This window comes from Paenibacillus sp. XY044, from assembly GCF_002257645.1.
Lineage (GTDB): Bacteria > Bacillota > Bacilli > Paenibacillales > Paenibacillaceae > Paenibacillus_AQ.
On the sequence record NZ_NQMO01000006.1, the window covers coordinates 423,496 to 441,390 of the forward strand.

The 17,895-nt window shown below is 55.4% G+C and carries 22 protein-coding genes; 13 read left to right on the top strand and 9 right to left on the bottom strand.

The genetic code is table 11. The features are described 5' to 3' along the window. Positions 1-264 precede the first annotated feature (264 nt). From CJP46_RS24265 to CJP46_RS24305, 9 genes are all read left to right on the top strand, one after another. Positions 265-1,122 carry a MurR/RpiR family transcriptional regulator gene (locus CJP46_RS24265; protein WP_094598186.1) on the top strand — a complete coding sequence of 286 codons (858 nt, stop codon included), beginning with the start codon at positions 265-267 and terminating at the stop codon, positions 1,120-1,122. 384 nt (positions 1,123-1,506) lie between these two features. Then, positions 1,507-1,722, top strand: coding sequence for a hypothetical protein (locus CJP46_RS24270; protein ID WP_094598187.1), 216 nt, complete (start codon positions 1,507-1,509; stop codon positions 1,720-1,722). A gap of 29 nt (positions 1,723-1,751) precedes the next feature. Beyond that, a complete protein-coding gene (locus CJP46_RS24275) occupies positions 1,752-2,447 on the top strand; it encodes a hypothetical protein (protein ID WP_094598188.1) in 696 nt (231 codons plus the stop codon). Next, positions 2,444-3,637 (top strand): glutathionylspermidine synthase family protein, encoded by a 1,194-nt coding sequence (locus CJP46_RS24280; protein ID WP_094598189.1) that lies wholly within the window; start codon positions 2,444-2,446, stop codon positions 3,635-3,637. Before CJP46_RS24275 ends, CJP46_RS24280 begins: the two co-directional genes overlap by 4 nt. After that, a complete protein-coding gene (locus CJP46_RS24285) occupies positions 3,638-4,273 on the top strand; it encodes a hypothetical protein (protein ID WP_094598190.1) in 636 nt (211 codons plus the stop codon). Continuing rightward, complete coding sequence (locus CJP46_RS24290) at positions 4,273-4,662, top strand: DUF350 domain-containing protein (protein WP_094598191.1); 390 nt, start codon at positions 4,273-4,275, stop codon at positions 4,660-4,662. The genes CJP46_RS24285 and CJP46_RS24290 overlap by 1 nt, the downstream gene beginning before the upstream one ends. Before the next feature lie 33 nt (positions 4,663-4,695). Continuing rightward, complete coding sequence (locus CJP46_RS24295) at positions 4,696-5,721, top strand: potassium channel family protein (RefSeq protein ID WP_306431078.1); 1,026 nt, start codon at positions 4,696-4,698, stop codon at positions 5,719-5,721. A 139-nt stretch (positions 5,722-5,860) separates the two neighbouring features. Continuing rightward, complete coding sequence (locus tag CJP46_RS24300) at positions 5,861-6,400, top strand: GNAT family N-acetyltransferase (protein WP_094598192.1); 540 nt, start codon at positions 5,861-5,863, stop codon at positions 6,398-6,400. Positions 6,401-6,487: 87 nt separating this feature from the next. Next, the gene (locus CJP46_RS24305; RefSeq protein ID WP_179281305.1) at positions 6,488-7,000 is read left to right on the top strand and encodes an NUDIX domain-containing protein; all 513 of its coding nucleotides are present in this window, start codon (positions 6,488-6,490) and stop codon (positions 6,998-7,000) included. Positions 7,001-7,155: 155 nt separating this feature from the next. Here the strand turns inward: CJP46_RS24305 and CJP46_RS24310 are convergent, their stop codons facing one another. Then, positions 7,156-7,572, bottom strand: coding sequence for a GNAT family N-acetyltransferase (locus CJP46_RS24310; RefSeq protein WP_306431079.1), 417 nt, complete (start codon positions 7,570-7,572; stop codon positions 7,156-7,158). A 59-nt stretch (positions 7,573-7,631) separates the two neighbouring features. Here CJP46_RS24310 and CJP46_RS24315 point away from each other — a divergent pair, with 59 nt between their 5' ends. Together CJP46_RS24315 and CJP46_RS24320 are read left to right on the top strand one after the other, a co-directional pair. After that, on the top strand, positions 7,632-8,051 hold the full coding sequence (locus CJP46_RS24315; protein WP_094598194.1) for a VOC family protein: 420 nt from the start codon (positions 7,632-7,634) through the stop codon (positions 8,049-8,051). A gap of 81 nt (positions 8,052-8,132) precedes the next feature. Further along, positions 8,133-9,623 (top strand): amidase family protein, encoded by a 1,491-nt coding sequence (locus CJP46_RS24320; protein ID WP_256992499.1) that lies wholly within the window; start codon positions 8,133-8,135, stop codon positions 9,621-9,623. A gap of 89 nt (positions 9,624-9,712) precedes the next feature. On the opposite strand, the gene CJP46_RS24325 is transcribed toward CJP46_RS24320, so the two are convergent. Further along, on the bottom strand, positions 9,713-9,988 hold the full coding sequence (locus tag CJP46_RS24325; protein WP_094598196.1) for a hypothetical protein: 276 nt from the start codon (positions 9,986-9,988) through the stop codon (positions 9,713-9,715). A 93-nt stretch (positions 9,989-10,081) separates the two neighbouring features. Here CJP46_RS24325 and CJP46_RS24330 point away from each other — a divergent pair, with 93 nt between their 5' ends. After that, positions 10,082-10,531, top strand: coding sequence for a hypothetical protein (locus CJP46_RS24330; protein WP_094598197.1), 450 nt, complete (start codon positions 10,082-10,084; stop codon positions 10,529-10,531). A gap of 59 nt (positions 10,532-10,590) precedes the next feature. Here CJP46_RS24330 and CJP46_RS24335 read toward each other — a convergent pair whose 3' ends face one another. Next, complete coding sequence (locus tag CJP46_RS24335) at positions 10,591-10,770, bottom strand: hypothetical protein (protein WP_094598198.1); 180 nt, start codon at positions 10,768-10,770, stop codon at positions 10,591-10,593. Positions 10,771-10,988: 218 nt separating this feature from the next. Then, the gene (locus tag CJP46_RS24340; RefSeq protein WP_094598199.1) at positions 10,989-11,264 is read right to left on the bottom strand and encodes a hypothetical protein; all 276 of its coding nucleotides are present in this window, start codon (positions 11,262-11,264) and stop codon (positions 10,989-10,991) included. Positions 11,265-11,548: 284 nt separating this feature from the next. On the opposite strand from CJP46_RS24340, the gene CJP46_RS24345 reads away from it, so the two are divergent. Continuing rightward, positions 11,549-13,501: an FUSC family protein gene (locus CJP46_RS24345; RefSeq protein WP_179281306.1), complete on the top strand. Its 1,953-nt coding sequence runs from the start codon at positions 11,549-11,551 to the stop codon at positions 13,499-13,501. A 210-nt stretch (positions 13,502-13,711) separates the two neighbouring features. On the opposite strand, the gene CJP46_RS24350 is transcribed toward CJP46_RS24345, so the two are convergent. The 5 genes from CJP46_RS24350 to CJP46_RS24370 form a co-directional block, all read right to left on the bottom strand. Next, positions 13,712-14,890 carry an NAD(P)/FAD-dependent oxidoreductase gene (locus CJP46_RS24350; RefSeq protein ID WP_094598201.1) on the bottom strand — a complete coding sequence of 393 codons (1,179 nt, stop codon included), beginning with the start codon at positions 14,888-14,890 and terminating at the stop codon, positions 13,712-13,714. Between the two features lie 39 nt (positions 14,891-14,929). Then, a complete protein-coding gene (locus CJP46_RS24355) occupies positions 14,930-15,361 on the bottom strand; it encodes a helical membrane plugin domain-containing protein (RefSeq protein WP_143813016.1) in 432 nt (143 codons plus the stop codon). A gap of 462 nt (positions 15,362-15,823) precedes the next feature. Next, positions 15,824-16,342 carry a CcdC family protein gene (locus CJP46_RS24360; protein ID WP_094598272.1) on the bottom strand — a complete coding sequence of 173 codons (519 nt, stop codon included), beginning with the start codon at positions 16,340-16,342 and terminating at the stop codon, positions 15,824-15,826. Positions 16,343-16,467: 125 nt separating this feature from the next. Next, positions 16,468-17,034 carry a TetR/AcrR family transcriptional regulator gene (locus CJP46_RS24365; RefSeq protein ID WP_094598202.1) on the bottom strand — a complete coding sequence of 189 codons (567 nt, stop codon included), beginning with the start codon at positions 17,032-17,034 and terminating at the stop codon, positions 16,468-16,470. Next, positions 17,034-17,759, bottom strand: a complete 726-nt coding sequence (locus CJP46_RS24370) for an MBL fold metallo-hydrolase (protein ID WP_094598203.1) — start codon at positions 17,757-17,759, stop codon at positions 17,034-17,036. Before CJP46_RS24370 ends, CJP46_RS24365 begins: the two co-directional genes overlap by 1 nt. Between the last annotated feature and the right edge of the window lie 136 nt (positions 17,760-17,895).

Genomic DNA, 17,895 nt, shown 5'->3' on the forward strand with positions numbered 1-17,895 from the left:
CTTTCTCTTGGCTCTGCTCGCTTTACTTTGCCGATGATAATTCAGTCATATTTTACCATCCCATGACTTTGGGCGAAAACTAGGCCAGATCACGGGAGATGGGGAATCGCCGCTGCGTGCGAATATCTTTAAAATATCACTTTATCTCGGGAGTGCGATTCCTTTAAAATAGAGGGATAAGGTCTGTGAACATTTTCCAATTTTGTGAAGGTCACCGGATCATAACGGATCCATATTTTCGAGCCAGCGAAAGTGAGGAATGACATGAATGGAGGAATAGTCCGTCTACGGGAAATTCTGGATGACATTACGCCATCGGAACGCAAGGTGGCCGATTTTATTTTGCAGCACCCAAGCGAGATGATCGGGCTCTCGATCGCCGAATTGTCCCGCCGGAGCGGGGGGAGCCAGGCCGCCGTCGTCAGACTGTGCAAATCAGCCGGCTTTAAGAGCTACCAGGAACTGATGCTCAAAGTGGCGGGCGATCTGCAGGAAGGCCAGGAGGAGCCTGGAGGCTATCAGGAAATCCGTCCGCACGACTCGGTGGATGCCATTATTCATAATGTGACGAATAACAATATTCAGTCGATCCGCAACACGGTTAAGGTGCTGGACAAGCACATGGTTGAGCGGGCGATCGAAGCGATCGGCCGTGCGGAGCGGATATTTTTCTTCGGGATCGGTGCCTCGAACCTAATCGCCCAGGATGCGCAGCACAAGTTTCTGCGGATCAACAAGCCGAGCTTTTCCTTTGCCGATCCGCATCTGCAGCTGACCTCTTCGGTGCTGCTCACGGAGCGGGATGCCGCCGTCGGCATTTCGTATTCCGGCAAAACGGATTACGTCATCTCCGGCATGAAAGCCGCCAAGGAGGCGGGGGCGGTGACGATCTGTATTACGAAATACGGAAACTCGCCGCTGAGCGAGATTGCCGATATCCAGCTGTACACGTCATCAACCGAAAACGACATCCGCAGCGGGGCGACCGCGTCCCGGATCACACAGTTGAACATCATCGACATGCTGTACCTGGGGGTTGCCAGCCGCAGCTTCGACCAATCGGTGGACTACCTGGAGAAAAGCCGGGAGATGATCAACAAGACGAAGCAAAAAGGAGGCTGAACGAGGGACGGAGCTCGGGCCCGGTTGGAGTCGCCCCATTCCGCTGGTGGCGTCCGCATTCGCCGGGGACATACCCAATACGTACAAGAGTAACGCTGCGGCAAAGGGCTGCTCCGTTTAAGCCGGAGCAGCCCTTTGCTGCGAAAAACAGCAACCTCATCGAATTTCCTGCCAGGAAAAACCTCAAACTTTGGGTTTCGCTCCAGCGGCAGACAAATTATACTTAATTCTGACAAAATGTCATCTGATCTTGAATCGAGCTGCACGAGGAGGATATGTACATCCTTTCATACTCGGAAAGAAAAACATTTGGAACCCGCTGGAAGATCCGACGTAAAAAAATGCTGTAAAGTACAAAGCGATGAAATAAGGGGTGTACTGAAAATGGGAAATGAAATGGAAGTCATTTTGGTCGAAAAGATGTCAAACGGCAGCCTTCGGACCATGGAAGAGCGCAGATGGGGCATGAATATGGTGGCTGTGCTGGAGCATGTCAACTATATTGTCGTCGGCGGCAAGGAATACGAAACGATTGAAGGAAGGCTGAATGTGGATACCGGCAAGCTGGAGCTCCTGCTGGTGCAGATACGAAACGAGTAACAGGGAACTCGGCGAAAGGAGATGCGATCATGGCGAACGAAGAAAAGGCGAAACGGAGCGAGGAATCCGGATCGAAACGGTTTCCGGTCGAAGGGAAGGCAGCCCGGGTATTGTCCACGTCTCTGGGCGTGGCGCTGCTGGCCAATGCCTTTCTGATTCCGGGGGCGACAGCTGCCGGAGCGTCGGCCAATACATCAGGTGACCAGACCGCGGCGGATGAACCGATCCTGGTCTCCTGGTCGACAGAGGAAGTCAAACAGTATTTTGATAAAAACACGGACTGGAACATTCCGCTCAAGGAGCAGCCGGAGGAAGATCAGGAAGGGCAGTCGGCGTCGGCAGGCTCAGGAACGACAGGCGGCACGACCGTCATTAACAATTACGGCTCGGTTCATTCGGGATTCGGCTGGGATGACCTGCTGCTCTACCACATGCTGTTCAACAGCGGATCCAGCTATTCCACCACCAACTATTACAACGGCCGGCCGACGTACTATACCGGCACCAGCCAAACGTATAAGCCGCGGACCTATACCAGCGGCACGTTCCAGAACAAGCAGGTTGTCGGCTCGACGGTGCGTCCGAAGACATCAACCTCGACCGGGTCGATCACGCGGAGAGGAACATCGTCTTCGTCCGGCAGCATCGGCGGCAAATCGAGCGGGTTCAGCTCCTCCTCTTCGAGCTCCCACTCCAGCTCCAAAAGCGGCGGGTTTGGCGGATGAGCAGCGTATTTGAGGTGCTTGCCCGTGGAACCGGCAGCCGTTCGGAGCGGGTAGAGCAGCTGCGGCAGCTGGGTTTTGCCTGGGCCGATCTCGAGGACGAGGAGTACTGGCTGGATCAGATCGTCGTCATGAACGGGGAGACGTACCGCGAACTCGAAGAGGCTTCTTCCAGGCTGTGGAGCGTGCTCGACAAGACGGTCCGCTATGTGCATAAGCGCCGCGACCTGTATGAGCTGATCGGCATTCCGCAGATTCTGTGGGATATGCTGGACGACCGCCCGATTCCAGGGGAAGGTCTGATCAGCCGCTATGCCCGGTTCGATTACGCGGTTGGGCATGACGGAAGCATTAAACTGTATGAGCTGAATGCCGATACGCCGACCGGCTATGTGGAAGCGTCGATCGCGACGCCTTGGCTGTGCGGCGAAGCGGGAATTCCGACGCCGAACGGGCGAATGAAGGAGCTCGTGAAGGCCGCTTGGGCGGTGGAACGCCCGGATACCGCCGCCTGCGTCGCCTACGGAAGCCACCTTGAGGACTCCGGAACGATCGAGGCGCTGGTGAAGCACAGCGGCCTTCCCGTGACCTGCGTGGACTGTCTCGATCTGTGGATCGACGAGGGGATCGTCAAGGATGCAGCGGGTCGTGAGATCAAGCGGATGTTCGCGCTGTATCCGAAGGAGTGGATGGCCGTCGACGACGGCGGGGATGCGCTCGCTTATGCGATCGAAACCGGCAAGCTTGCGCTTTTTAACGGACCGCACAGCATCCTTTTGCAGTCCAAAGGGCTGCTGGCGGCGGCCTGGGGACTGTATGAGCTGGGCCTCCTTTTTGACGAGCGGGAGCAGGAAACGATAGAGAAATATATTTTGCCGACGTACAACAAGCCTGTATTCTCGGGAAGCTATGTGTCCAAATCGATGTTCGGCCGCGAGGGCGGCTCGGTGCGGATGTTCAATGAACAGGGAGAGCTGGATATCCAGGACGAAGCCGGCTTCGATACGAGCGTCCTGTTCCCGTCCGTCTATCAGCTCCGGGCGGAGCTGCCGCGGATGGAGACCGCGTCAGGACCGCTGCACCTGCTGACCGGCATGTTCGTCATCAACGGGCAGCCCTGCGGGCTGCTCGGGAGAGCGGGCGGATTGATAACGGGGAATACGAGTCATTTTATTGCGATGGGAGTGAAATAAATGAAGACCAACCATAAAATCATCCGGACGGGTCTGGGATTGTTCCTGCTTGCGGCACTCCTGCTAAGTGCATGTTCCTCGAATGAACCCTCCGTGTTCGATACAAGCGTGACGACGTCGGAGGATACGAGCGTATCCCGTGTGCCTTGGGATTACCGGATTGTCGAAGGGACGGTCGGCGATCTCATCGGCAGCGACATGACGGTCCTTCCGAACAACGAGCTGATGCCTAACGACGGCAATTATGCCACGGGGGACAAAATTTGGTCTTTGCAGTACATGGACGCCGAGATGACGACCGATGCCAGCCAGCGGACCGACGTCAACCTGTCCGCCTGGGAAACGATCAAGACGTTCAAGTCGCAGGAAGAGGCCAAGAAGGACATGGATAATCTGAAAATCAACGTGACGACCGAAGTCGACCTGGTCGGCGTATACCAAACAAAATACAAGGATCAGACGCGGGATTTTGCGATCGTGGAGCTGCCTTCCGGCAACCGGATCAAACAGCCGATCGACGATGCGCGTTACAAGGAACTGGAGAAGAAAAAGAAGGTTTCCGTCAAACTCGAGGAAGTTCATGATTTCGCCGATTACGATTCGGCGTACGCCAAATTCAGGGGGTGGGCCAGTTAATGGTCGTCGTTAATATTATCGTCAGTGTCATCGTCATCATCATCCTGCAGCTGCTCGGTATGGTGATTTTCAGCTGGATGACGCCGTTTAAAGACATGGAAGAGCTGAAGAAAGGCAACACGGCCGTCGGCATCGCGCTGGGCGGCAAGTTTTTGGGAACGGCCATCATTCTCGGCGTGGCGGCTTACACGAACACGTCCATTTGGTTTCTGGCCATGTGGTTTGCCGTCGGGTACGTGTGCCTGATCGCCGTGTACTGGATCTTCGAGCTGGTGACGCCGGGCTTTAAAATTTCCGAGCAGCTGCAAAAGGGAAACACGGCCGTCGCCGTCCTCTTGTCCATGGTGTTCGTCGGCATGGCTTTTGCCATCAGCAGCCTGATTGTATAAGGCTCTAAATGAAGTCGCCATGTTGAAGAGAGGGTGAGTCCGCTGCATTTTTTTCTCCGGTTATCCGCCCGGATGATGCGGATACGCAAAACGACGATTGGCCTGATGATTGTTATTTTCGTAACGGTGAGCGCCACGATTGCCTATCTGCTCGAGCCATCCACCTTTCACAGCTGGTTTAACGCCCTATACTGGGTCATGACGACGATGGCCACGGTCGGGTACGGCGACTTCTTTGCCGCCACGGTGGCCGGCAAGGCATTTACGCTGTTTTTATACATTTTCGGCATCGGGCTGCTCAGCCTGGTCATCGGTAAAATCATCGATTCCATCGCGGGCATTCAGCGCCAGAGGGAGGCGGGAACGTTGAGCATTCACGGCCGCAATCATGTCATCTTAATCAATTGGAGCCGAAAGGCAAGGTCCGCCATTAACGAAATTCTCACGTACGATCCAAAAGCGCAGATCGTCATCGTCGATGAGATGGACCGCCACCCGGCGCTGGAGATGCATCAGGTGCATTTTATCAGCGGGAATCCTTCATCGGAGGATACGCTGATCAAGGCCGGGATTGGGCGGGCGCGGGCGGCCATTATTTTTGCCGACACGCGGATCGAGGAGACGTCGCTGGCCGACGGCAAGTCGCTTCTGATCGCCTCGAGCATCGAACGGATCGCGCCGGAGGTGCACACGACGGTAGAGATCATGCATGAGAAGCATATTCAGAATTTCCGGTTTGTCCAGGTCAACGAATTCGTGCTGTCCCACGATGCGATCTCCAGCCTGGCAGTGCGGGCCGCGCTGCAGGAAGGGAATTCGGCTGTGATCAGCCAGCTCATCAGCCGAGAGCACGGGGACGACATCTACGAAGTTCCATGCAGTCCTTCCTGGAAAACCTACGGCGAGGCGTTCCAGGCTCTGCTTGGACAGGGCGCAACGCTGCTGGCCGACCGGAACGACATGTCGATCAACCGGCGGTTGAGCGAGCCGATTCCGGCCGATGCGAGGCTGTACGTAGTTGCCGATGAGGCGACGTACCGGCGGATTGCCGGGAAATGAAGTCGTCGTACTATAGTGGATAGAGATAACTTTACTCAAGAACCGATGGCCTGCAAGAGCGAGCTGTCGGTTTTTTAGATATACATCGATAAACGTTTTTGTTATTACATAAAGACGAAGGAGAAGGAGAGAACATGCCATGTTAAAAGGAAACAGCGTATATTTAAGGGCATTAACGATTCAGGACGCGGAGGGAAGCCTGCGAATGCAAGCGGAGAACCGGGCGTTTTTCGAGCAATTTTCGATGCCGCGGGATTCGGAATACTACACACTGGCAGGTCAGTTGGCCAGAATCCGTGCGCAGGAGGAGAGCCGGGAGCAGGACCTGGAATACAGCTTCGGCGTCTTCCGGCTTGAGGGCGACCGTCTGATCGGCAGCATGAATCTGTTTCAGGTGCTCCGGGGCGGGCTGCAAAGCGCGTTTATCGGCTATTTTCTGGACCGGGCCGAAAATGGTAAGGGCTATATGACCGAAGCCGTGCGGCTGATCGTGGACTATGCATTTGCCGAGCTGAAGCTCCACCGGATCGAAGCCGGCGTTATGCCCCGCAACCCGGGATCCATCCGCGTGCTCGAAAAGGCGGGCTTTCACCGCGAAGGCATCGCCCGCAGCAATGTGCTGATCAACGGCAAATGGGAGGATCACCAGGTGCTGGCCATCATTAATCCGGAAGACTAGCGGGATGCGACGGGCTCGCCGCGGCCCTCATTTTGATCGGAGGCTGACGGCAAGCATCGTGCACTGCAATGAAGGAGGACTATATCAATGAGTGAAACGATACGCGTGGAATGGGGCGGCCAGCCGGTCAAGCTGACCTGGATACCGACGAAAGACATGCCGGACCCGGTCAAAGTGACCAGCGTTCACGGCATCTGTATGCTGCGGGGCAACGTGCTGGCCGTCCATGTTGAGGGGCGTGGTTTCGATGTCCCGGGCGGGCATGTTGAGCCGGGCGAGACGCCGGAGGAGGCATTTCATCGCGAAGTGCTGGAAGAAGGCAGCGTCCGCGGCCGCGCCGTGTACATCGGGATGATGGAAGTGAGCCACGAGGAGAACGAGCATTTTGACCCGAACGGCAAATATCCGTTGGTCGGCTACCAACTGTTTTACCGGATGGATATTGAGGAATGCCTGCCGTTTAACCGGGAAAACGAGTGCCTGGCCCGAATTTGGGTAGAGCCCGAAGAGTTCCGCTATGTCATTGATCATGCCTTATTGGGACTGGTACTGGAGGAAGCGCTGAAGCAGCCTGCCGGCCAACCGGGAGAGGAACGATGAGGGAGGGTAAGGGAGCGGCGAATCAGCGAGCGCTCCAGTATCGACGCGAACATTGCTCTGCAGATGCTTGACGTATTATCTCGCGATTGAAAACATGAATCGCAGGGAAGACAGTCACTGCCGCCTCCCCTCGAGTCGGGAAGATTCGGAGCGTCCTATTGCTCGGCTCCCGACTGATGCTCGTAATTCCTCATCAGCATGCCCGTCGCTTTTTTCATGCCCAAACGGGCGTAAAATTCCTGCACATCCGGATCGCACAGCAGATCCACCATATACAGCCCCTTCAGCCTCTCCAGCATCCGTGCCGTCAGCTCCTTGCCGATCCCCCGGCCCTGATATTCCGGAATCACTTCAAGCAAAGGAATATAGGCCGTTAATACTTTGTCTGATAAACAATTCATAAAACCAATCATTCGCTTGGTATCGGCATCGATAGCCAGTATGATAAAAGTGGAGTTCGCAAGCAGCCGAATCAGCACAGCGGGCGAGGGTGGATTGGGCCAGCCGTCGAAAAAGCCGGGGGCGACCGATGATTCCGTGATTCCCTGCAGATGGTCCTGGTAAATAATCAATGAGAGCACCTTCTTTTCGGAGATGAGTTAATACTACTTTACTATATAGGAGGTCAATCATGGACAACAACCTTGTCTGGTCGGAGCAGATGCCAGCCGTTCAGTTCCGAGTGGCGCGCCCGACGCACCAAATCGAGAAAATCAAACAGTTCTACCATGAAGGCCTCGGACTGCCGGTCATCGGCTCGTTTCAGCAGCACCATGGCTATGACGGCGTGATGTTCGGCTTGCCCGATTCGGCCTATCATCTCGAATTTACGCAGCATGAACACGGGGGTCCCGTGCCGCCGCCCTCGGATGACAACCTGCTGGTTTTTTACATACCGGATGCGGACAGACGAAATGCGATCGCGGAGCGTCTTCAGGCTATGGGCTATCCGGCCGTCAAGGCCGAGAATCCGTACTGGGACGTTAACGGCATCACCATCTGCGACCCGGACGGCTGGCGTATTGTACTGCAAAATACAAGCGGCATATAGGATACGAAGCGGATATACAGATCAAGCGAATAAACGGTAAGCAGATCCATGTTGACCAGGCTGCTTACCCAGGAGGCGATTATGATGAGCAGCAATCCAATAAACCCGGCCGAATGGATCGTGGAGGCGGATATAGCCGGCATGCAGGAAGCGATGAATACCGGCACCATGACCTCCGAAGAGCTGGTCCAGCTCTATTTAGAGCGCATACGTCAGTTTGACGGGAAACTGAAATCGATCATCGAAGTGAATCCCGAGGCGCTGGGCATCGCCCGGCAGCTCGACGAGGAGCGGTACGAAATCGGCACCCGCGGGCCGCTGCACGGCATCCCGATTCTGTTGAAGGACAACATTGCTACGCGGGATGCGATGCATACCAGCGCAGGGGCGTTGGCACTGGCGGATTCGGTGGCGGTGGAAGACTCCTTCGTGGCGGCGAAATTGCGGGCAGCGGGGGCGGTATTACTCGGAAAAGCCAATATGACCGAGTGGGCCAACTTTATGTCCAGCACGATGTGGTCGGGTTACAGCAGCCGGGGCGGGTTATGCCTGAACCCTTACGGGCCCGGCGAACTGTTCGTCGGAGGCTCGAGCTCCGGCTCGGCCAGCGCGGTGGCGGCCAATCTGGCGGCGGCAGCTATCGGCACGGAGACTTCCGGGTCGATCATCAGCCCGGCCAGCCAGAACGGCATCGTCGGGATCAAACCGACAATCGGCCTGGTGAGCCGGGCCGGCATTATCCCGATATCGCATACGCAGGATACGGCAGGCCCCATGGCCAGAACGGTAGCCGATGCAGCGGTACTGCTGGGCGCTCTGACCGGCGAAGACCCGAATGACGAGGTGACGCACGGCAGCAGCGGCCAATATTACACGGATTATACGCCGTTTTTGGATGCCGAATTTCTCCCGCAGGCGAGAATCGGTATTCCGAGGTTCTACTATCAGGATCTGGATAAAGACCGGCTGGATATTATCGAAGCCGCCATCAGGGTGCTGAAGGAGAAGGGCGCCGAAATCATCGATCCCGTCGAATTATCCTGCGAGCAGGCGGAGTGGGATGGGCATGTGATGACCCATGAATTTAAAAAAGGGGTCAATGACTATCTGGCCCGTTTGCCGGAATTCGTTCCGGTGCATTCTCTCGAAGAGGTGATCCGGTTCAATGAGGAGCATGCGGATACCTGCCTCCGCTATGGGCAGGATGTTCTGATCCACTCGGAGGCCACCAGCGGCACGCTGACCGAAAAAGAGTACATCCACAGCCTGAAGCGAAGTGTCAGTCAGGCAAGGCAGGGGCTGAACGAGGCTTTCGAAGAGCATAAGCTGGATGCGCTCTTGTTTCTGGGAAATGAGGGGGGCGATGACCTGGCGGCACGGGCCGGGTACCCGGTCATTACCGTGCCGGGCGGATTCGCTGAGCGCGGAATCATTGCACCCGGAGGTTATACCACCAAAGGACCGCAGGGGATTACTTTTATCGGCCGGGCATTCAGTGAGCCGACATTGATCAAGATCGCTTACGGCTATGAACAGGCCACCAGGCACCGGGTGCCTCCCGTTCTGGAGTAGGCAAGGGGATTGGATATGAAGGCGCAGAGGCCGGAGGAGGAAGTGGCGTTTCCCTTTTTTGAAATTACGTTTCGGTAAGACTCTTGGAATTAGGGATGACGTTTCAAGTAACGCCGCCGCGATTGCCCTACCAGAAGGATGGAAACGAACAGTATTCCCAGGCTGGCCGTCATGGGTTGGCCGTAAAACCAGCTCTGGACGATCCGGCCGACGGCAGCCAGCCCAAGAACGAGCGATAGCAGGATAAAAGGGTCCAGCCTGCGTTGTAGTCCCTTGCTGAACAGGAATTTGATGCCCCCGATCACTAGTGCCGACCAAAACAAGATCATCAAGACGGCTGCCGAACCGAACAAGGCGAAATTCAAGCGGGCTACCCCCTTTCCAGGAAAGTGATGTATGATAGCAGTATAGCTTTCGTCCCATAATATGTAAAACGACAACCGGAAAGGGGGCAGCTCATGCATTCCCAGCTTGCCATTAAATATCCGCTGCGGGCAAAATTTTTGATCGGCATGGGTGCTTTTCTCGTGATTACAGTTCCCCAGATTTTCAATTCACCAGACGATTCTTTGGAGAGAGCCATCTTCGTATTACGAATATTATTGCTTTTATTTATTGCAGGGGCCATTACGGTTGCACTCTTCCGCTCGGCAGGCAAACCCAAGTCACTGCTGCTCGAACCGGGAAAGCTTGTTCTGGAAGGTAAGGAAGTGGCCGCCGCGGGCATTCAGGGCGTATGGATCAACGAGCGCTGGTACGGGATCAAGCTGAAGCAGCGGCGGATCGTGCCGATGAAGCTGTGCTTTGTCCTGCAGTCCCGTCAGCCCGCCGGCGAGAAGGAGCTTCTCCAATGGGCAGAAGATAATGAAATCCCCGTGGAACGGAGATTTTTTATCCGGTGGATGTAGCCTGAAATAGCCGCCTTGCAGAGATTGCCTCTCCGCTAGCCTGGTTGCGACAAACCAAGCTAGACCAGCTTCAGCTTCTCCAGATTGCTGCGGATGACGCCCCAGGACGCGGCCAACCGACCGCGTTCATCTCCACTAAGATTTAGCTCGATCATTTCCAGGATCCCGTCGCTGTGAATAATCCCCTGGACACCGACATAGACGCCGTGTTCGCCATATTCTCCTTCGAGGATGGCCAACACGGTGATTATTTTAAGAGATCAGAAAGTATAAACTACCGAGGCTAAACATCCTGATCTTGCAAGAAAAACTTCCGCTAAACGCGGTCTGTCTTCTAAAGAATGTACGTCGATAGACGTTTTTCTTATGCTCGCCGTTCAGGATCGAGCGGTGATGTGGGTGATGGCACTGCCGATGCCCAAATGCGTCGATCCTTTGCGGGTATAGATTCCCGAAGTCACCCTATGGGGGATTTCGGCCAAGGAAGAATATGGAGCTCCCGCCTGCGCCTCCACCAGGCCAGCGATTTCAGGCGAACCCACCTTTTGCACATCGTAGTGCTCACTGAACTGCCCAGTATGGCAATCAGCTCATGCCCATTGGCCCGCTTGAGGCCGGCATACACCGCTGAGCTGAGAATAATTTCGTACACCACGAACGTAAACACGTCGGATCGGGACACGACCCAAACCGTAAACTCGGAACGCCGGGGCCTCCCTTGGTCTTTCTTCATTCCTTTCCTCCTGCCCTGTGCCCTGGGAGATATCTATCGTGGCACCTTGAATCGTGGAATCATATTATTTTATGGAAAATCAAGCTTGGACTATTCGCTCCTAACGCGGTGTGGAAGGTTTCTGGCCGGCTTCGCTTACTCGGCGTACCTTGATCAATGGGAGGGAACATAAAATATGGGCGGCGGTGCAAGCCGTCTTCAGCATATTGCGGATGGCGGATGGTAATAAATATAGTACACGGTAAATCGGGAGCGGCCTTATCGGGATGGGGCTGCTCTTTGCCATGATCAGGTGCAGAGGGGGAATCGAAGTTGGGGTAACGAAGAAACAACGTCCGTTTCTATCGCGTACGATCAGACAAGCCTTTGAGGTAAAGAAGGTTGCGCTTCCGTGGAACCGGGCTTTGAGCGCCGGCTTGTGCATTGGCCTGCCATCCTTGATCGGATTTTGGCTCGGCCAATTTCAGTATGGGATGCTGGCAGGAACGGGGGGATTCGCCTATCTGTACGTGGCGAGTGAACCGTACGCGTTAAGGGCCCAAAAAGTTTTGCTCGCTGCCCTGGGCCTGACCTTCTCCGTGGCAGCGGGTACGCTGCTGGCTTCCTATCCGCTCCTCGCCGCCTTTGTTCTGGGCTGTCTCGGGGCAGCAGCGACCTACCTGTTCGGCGTGCTGAAATTTAAAGGTCCGGGAGCGTTGTTCTTTGTGCTCAGCTTTACGCTGGCCACGGGGATGCCGCCCGACCCTTCCCAGGCGTTCTCCCGCGGCGGCCTGGTTTTTCTCGGGGGTATGCTGGCCTGGTGTTTCGCTATGGCCGGCTGGCTGATCCGGCCGCACGGCCCTGAAATCGGCGCAGTCCGCCAGCTGTATCTCGATCTGGGCGCCATGATGGACGTCGCAGGCACCCGGGAATACAGCCGGGCCCGGCACCAGACGCTGCTGTCGATGTACAGCGCGGAAACCGCCCTCGCGACGGGCGGGCACAATCGGCACGGCGACGAAACACCGCGCCGGTTGTCCCGGATGTACTCGCTCGCGCACCACATTTATCTGCTGACGGACAAAATCCCGCTGGCAGACGGAGAAAGGCTGCCGCCCGAGCTCAGCGCCGCGGTCAGAAGGGCAGGGGAATCGTGCGGGCAGCCGGACACATGGAAGAAAGCCCCGCTGCCGGACGACCCGGATCCCCAAATCCTAGACCTGATGGACCTTGTCGCGCAGTTGGACGCCATTGTTTGCAGTTCGGCATCTGACGGGGAGCAGGGCCGCAAGCTGACCCGGATTCCGGTGCGAAGCATCCTGGCGGGCAATCTGGATAAGGACTCGATCGTATTTCTGCAGGCGATCCGGTTCGGTGTCATTTTGATGGTGGCAGCCGCTGCCGCATATGCGTTTCAGCTCAACAGGTCCTATTGGGTACCGCTCTCTTGCGCTTCAGTGATGCTCGGCGCCACCGTTATCGCCACCTTTCACCGGGCGATTCAGCGATCCCTTGGGACGATATTCGGCATCCTCATCGCCAGTGCGATATTATGGACCCGGCCGGAGGGCTTCGTCGTATCCATTGCGATCATACTTTTCACTTTCTTTACGGAGCTGTTCATCGTCCGCAACTATGCCCTGGCCATGCTGTTTATTACGCCCAACGCACTGCTGATGGCGGAGACCAATACCCGGATACATAACTTCGGCTATTTTGCCGGCGCGAGGCTGACCGACGTGCTCGTCGGCAGCGTCATCGGCCTGATCGGCGTGCTGCTGGTCGGCAGCCGCTCGGCTTCCAGCCGGATTCCGTATCTTCTCGGCCGTACGATCCGCAGCCAGGCACAGTTTCTGGCGCTGCTGTTCATTCGGCAGCCTGCAGGCGCCGCAGCGGAGCAGAGCGCTCAACAGCGCTCCATGCGAAGGCACCTGTCCAATCTGAGGACGGTGTATCAGACCGCGCTTGGCGAGATTCCGCGCAGTGAGGAGGAGCTGGAGAAGCTGCTGCCCGTGATCTGGTCGCTGGATCAGTTCGGATACGTGCTGAATTCCTATGCGCTGAGCGCTATTCGGCCTGTCCTGCCCGACGTTGAGCTGGGAGTGGTGCTGCTCCATCTCGAGAAAATGGCCCAGTCCGCAGAGCAGCGGCGGGAGATAGAGAAGGGGCCGGAAGGGCCGGACGGGCTGGAGCTTCCGCTGGTTCCGGATATCGGGCAGGAGCTCGCCGATCTCCGGCATGCGCTAAACGGGCGGTGAACGGGAGGAGAGGAAAGGTTGGGTAGATAGGGAGGATCGGGAGATTGGAAATACCGGAAATACCGGAAATACCGGAAAGCGTGAACGCAAAATTAAGGACTCCCGTTCATAGGGAAGCGCCAATCATTACAAAAAACAGCCCTCTTCCCATGACAATTGCCTGGAAAAGAGGGCTGCTTCGTTTAACGCGTCAAACTTTGGTTTACAGATTTAGTAAGCCAAAGTGTAGAGAGCTTTGATGTGGGACAGGTAACGGATGTTACTTGCTTCCTTCATCAGGGATGCAGGCAAACCTTTGAGGGACGTGTTGCTTTCGCCGATGGTAGCTACGGCGTCTTTGCGTCCAAGGCTTGCGAGCGTACCGGAGTTCACCGGAGCAAACGTTTCGAATGCATGGTTATCGAGCAGGGCGTACAGGTTGTAGCCGATCAGCTCGCCCATTTGCCAAGCGATTTGCGCTGTCGGCGGTTGTGGACGTCCGCTTGGATCAAACACAACGGCGCTGTCCCCTGCCACAAACACGTCCGGATGGGAAGTGGATTGCAGGAATTCGTTGACGGTAGCGCGTCCGCGGTTCACTTCGAGGCCGGATTCGCCTACGAGCGGGTTACCTTGCACGCCGCCTGTCCATACGAAGGTGTTGGTCACGATCTTTTGACCGTCTTTCAGGTCAACTACGTTGCCTTCCACGTTCGTTACAGGCAAACCTGTCAGGAAGGTTACGCCGCGTTTTTCCAGACTGCTTTGCGCGCGCTCGATGAGCGGGTCAGGCAGTACAGGCAGGATTTTAGGGCCGGCTTCAACCAGAAGCAGTTTCACTTCGGCTGGGTTTACGCCGTATTTTTTAGCCAAACCAGGCATGATATCAGCGATTTCGCCGACAAGCTCAACGCCGGTCAAGCCGCCGCCGCCGATGAGGATCGTTGCGTCAGCTTCATTTTTGGTCTTGGAGTATTCACGGATGCGGTCTTCGATGTGCTTGTGGATGTTCAGGGCGTCTTCTGCAGATTTCAGCACGAAGCTGTACTGCTCCAGTCCCGGAATGCCGAAGTAAGCCGTTTTACTTCCGAGTGCGACAACCAAAGCGTCGTAGGACAGCGTGGAGCCGTCGGAAAGTTTGATTTCTTTGCTGTCCACGGAGAAAGAGTTGACCGTAGCGATCTTCAGGTCGACTTCTTTGCCTTTGAACAGTTTTTCCAGCGGCATGGTGATCGCTTTCTCAGCAATGCTGCCTGCAGCCAGACGGTGCAGCTCGGTGATGATTTGATGCGTAGAGTATTGGTTCACGACCGTAACCCGTGCTTGATCTTTGTTCATATATTTGCGTACGGTCTGAGCAGCAAGCAAGCCGCCGTAACCGGCACCCAAAATGACAATATGTTTTGACATGGTTTTTCCTCCGTCCTTACTGGTTAGATGTATAAAAGATTATTGTTGTTTTGCTTTTTCCGCAGAGATTTGAAGGTAAGCGTTCAGGAACCGGAAGATTTTTTGGGCTTGCGGATCCTTCAGCATCTTAAGCAGACCAAAAAGACCGATAACTTCGTTACTGTCTTCAGCGCGGTCTTTCGCTTCGATGACATTAGCGGCCAGGTTCTTCACCGAATGCTTCACAGGCTCCACAATTTCGGTGATGGCACCAACGGTGTCGCTCTTCAGCACTTTGTCGGTAGCGAAGGATTGAGCGAAGTCATAAGACTTTGTCAATACATTCACAAGCTCAGTCAGCTTTGGAAGCTGGTCGACCAGAATCGTAAGGGATTCCTGCACCTCAGGTTTGAGCAGCTGGTCCAGCACGTCGTTTTGTTCTTTGCCGACAGACACGTTCTGTGTCTCTTGTTCAGAAATTGCTTCTGACATGTCCATTTCTCCTTTGCGTAAGCAGTTGTGCTTAAGTATTTTTATAATGAAAAGGAGCTCATAGACTCCCTTCGAAGGAGTGTCTACAAGCCACAAGACCTTTTCCGTCCGAAAAGGCCTAGTCACTATCGTCCTCCTAATGTTAACATAAATGATCGTAAAATGGACCACTTTACGAAAGAAATGTGAAAAAATATACATGGTACCGCCGCCATCGATTGGAAAAGAGCTTACAGGCCGGGCATCCAGCGGAGCGGACCTGCCTGTTCCATTTGTTTAAAGCATTTTCCAAACGGCCGCGCGCTATGCATCGGCGGGATTATTTTTCGATGTGTGACGGGGAAAATCCTTCGCTCTGAAATGAAAAAGCCAACTCCCCAGTTAAGGAAATTGGCTTATCTGTCGCCTGTTGCAGGAGTACCTGCAGGGAAGGCGTTATTCTGCTTCGCGTGAATCATGGGATCATTCCTCCGGATTCAAGGGATCGGGTACCGAATCTACGCCAGCAGGTGCATACTTCCGATACTGTTTCAGCATGAAAATCCGCCAGCGGAGGATCATGCCAAAGGCCAGAATGAAGAACAAGGCGCCGGTCTGCGGAATCGATACATATTCCTCAATCACCTGGTGCAGCAGCATGCGGACGGCCAGCAGGGCGAAGAGGATGACGATAAAGCTCTTAGAGCGCTGTGCAAACACCTGTCCTCCGCTCACTTCGAACTTGGTGCTGCGCATTAACGGATAGGAGAACAGGAACCACCCGACCAAAAAAGCGATGAGCGCCCACCATAACGGGATTCTCACGGCCGGGGCGACGAACATGAGGAAACCGGTCGCCATGCCCATCGGCGGAATTAATATTTTCTTTATCGTAACGGGTCTGTGGCTGGCCTTGAGACGGATGAGTATGGTCATCAGGGCCAAAACCAACGTCCCAATGGTCGTTCCAATTTGCAAATACAAGGGACTGATGTGAGGCACGTTCAAGGACTCCCCTCTTGTCAATATAATCAATCACATCTAATAGTATATCACACAAATAGAGAAGTAAACTTGAACGTCATATGACATCTTTACCGGGCCAAAAGCGCCAGCCGTTCCGGCGATTACGCGCCGGATTCCAGTCCTTTCAGAAAGGCTCTAAGAACAAAATTCAGGCTCTCGTCAAAATCCAGCTGCATTCGGAAGCCTTTGTTCTGTTCCAGGGAGGCAAAGCCGTGCAGGAGGCTCCGCAGTCCGCGGATCGTATGCAAGGTGTTCTGCTCCCCGAGACCGTAGGGTTCAAGAATCCGGATAAAGATGTTCAGCAGCTGTTCGCCAAACTTCGCGACTTCCGGGGACTCCGACGCATCGGTTTTATAGAAGGCCTCATAGAGGCCGGGGCGCTGGCGGGCAAATGCCAAATAGCTTGAGCTCAGGCTCAGGATCGCCTCCTCGCCCGATTTGCCGATGACCGCGTCGCGTATCAAATCGACCAGATGCTGCATGCAAAAAGCGGCAAGCGCGCTGCGCAGATCCGGCAGACCGTTCACATGGTTGTACAGGGAAGGGGAGCGGACGCCAAGCTTCTGCGCGAGGGCGGACAGCGTCAGGTTATCCAATCCCGCCTCATCGGCCAGCTCCGCCGCTGCGATCAGCAAGGTTTCACGGTCAAGCCCCAACCGGCGAACCATTAGACCGCCCCCTTCTTCAGGGCATCTTCGGCCCGGGAAATGGCGAGAGCCATTTTATCGGTCGGCTGCGGGATCATTTTGCCGTGGCCGACCGCCAGCCAGGTCGGATTCAGACCGGCCAGTCGTTTGGCGCTGGCGATGGAAGTCGCCTTGCTCCAGGTGGCCATCGCCGGGAAAGGGAACAGCGGCTGCATATGACCCGATACGGCCAGGGCAGCGCGGGTTTGGAAGGCGTCGCCCGCGATGAGGATGCCGCTGCGCGTGTCGTAGAACGCCATGTGCCCCGGCGTGTGCCCGGGGGAGGCGACCGCCAGCAGCGACCCGACCCGGTCTCCGTCTTCCAGCAGCACGTCGGGCTTCGTCGTAACCTTGCCCGGGGCGGGGATGGAGCCGCGAACCTGCTCCTGCGGCTCGCCGGGCTCGAGCTCCTTGCTGCCGGCGAGGAGGCGGCTGTCGCGGCGGGAAATATAAGTCTTAACTTGAGGCAGAGCCGCCTTCAGCAGGTCAAACGCTCCGATGTGATCGCCATGAGCATGGGTCAGCACCATCCGCACGATCGGTTTACCGAGGCGGGCTGCGGCTTCCTGGATACCTTTTACGCTGAAGGGCATACCGGCATCAATCAGGGTCAATCCGTCTTCTTCTTCAACCAAATATACATTAACGGGAAATAAGCGGGGCATAAAAGAAACCTGGGTTACTTGCTGAATCGTCGTGATTTTCATGGATAACTCCTCCTCTAAACTAATCTTATTAGTATAATAACTAATGACATTAGTTTTGGCAATACCCAATTTAGAAATTATAGGTGGGAAAGCGATATGGCTTGGAAAACATGCGGTGAGAACCTTGTGGACACTG

Bases quoted from the DNA above. Each gene is read 5' to 3' on its own strand.
- CJP46_RS24275 (WP_094598188.1), top strand. From the start codon at position 1,752: ATGGCGAACGAAGAAAAGGCGAAACGGAGCGAGGAATCCGGATCGAAA.
- CJP46_RS24345 (WP_179281306.1), top strand. From the start codon at position 11,549: ATGATCAGGTGCAGAGGGGGAATCGAAGTTGGGGTAACGAAGAAACAA.
- CJP46_RS24320 (WP_256992499.1), top strand. From the start codon at position 8,133: ATGATGAGCAGCAATCCAATAAACCCGGCCGAATGGATCGTGGAGGCG.
- CJP46_RS24265 (WP_094598186.1), top strand. From the start codon at position 265: ATGAATGGAGGAATAGTCCGTCTACGGGAAATTCTGGATGACATTACG.
- CJP46_RS24290 (WP_094598191.1), top strand. From the start codon at position 4,273: ATGGTCGTCGTTAATATTATCGTCAGTGTCATCGTCATCATCATCCTG.
- CJP46_RS24340 (WP_094598199.1), bottom strand. From the start codon at position 11,264: ATGAAGAAAGACCAAGGGAGGCCCCGGCGTTCCGAGTTTACGGTTTGG.
- CJP46_RS24270 (WP_094598187.1), top strand. From the start codon at position 1,507: ATGGGAAATGAAATGGAAGTCATTTTGGTCGAAAAGATGTCAAACGGC.
- CJP46_RS24305 (WP_179281305.1), top strand. From the start codon at position 6,488: ATGAGTGAAACGATACGCGTGGAATGGGGCGGCCAGCCGGTCAAGCTG.
- CJP46_RS24355 (WP_143813016.1), bottom strand. From the start codon at position 15,361: ATGTCAGAAGCAATTTCTGAACAAGAGACACAGAACGTGTCTGTCGGC.
- CJP46_RS24315 (WP_094598194.1), top strand. From the start codon at position 7,632: ATGGACAACAACCTTGTCTGGTCGGAGCAGATGCCAGCCGTTCAGTTC.
- CJP46_RS24370 (WP_094598203.1), bottom strand. From the start codon at position 17,759: ATGAAAATCACGACGATTCAGCAAGTAACCCAGGTTTCTTTTATGCCC.
- CJP46_RS24280 (WP_094598189.1), top strand. From the start codon at position 2,444: ATGAGCAGCGTATTTGAGGTGCTTGCCCGTGGAACCGGCAGCCGTTCG.
- CJP46_RS24330 (WP_094598197.1), top strand. From the start codon at position 10,082: ATGCATTCCCAGCTTGCCATTAAATATCCGCTGCGGGCAAAATTTTTG.
- CJP46_RS24365 (WP_094598202.1), bottom strand. From the start codon at position 17,034: ATGGTTCGCCGGTTGGGGCTTGACCGTGAAACCTTGCTGATCGCAGCG.
- CJP46_RS24350 (WP_094598201.1), bottom strand. From the start codon at position 14,890: ATGTCAAAACATATTGTCATTTTGGGTGCCGGTTACGGCGGCTTGCTT.
- CJP46_RS24300 (WP_094598192.1), top strand. From the start codon at position 5,861: ATGTTAAAAGGAAACAGCGTATATTTAAGGGCATTAACGATTCAGGAC.
- CJP46_RS24285 (WP_094598190.1), top strand. From the start codon at position 3,638: ATGAAGACCAACCATAAAATCATCCGGACGGGTCTGGGATTGTTCCTG.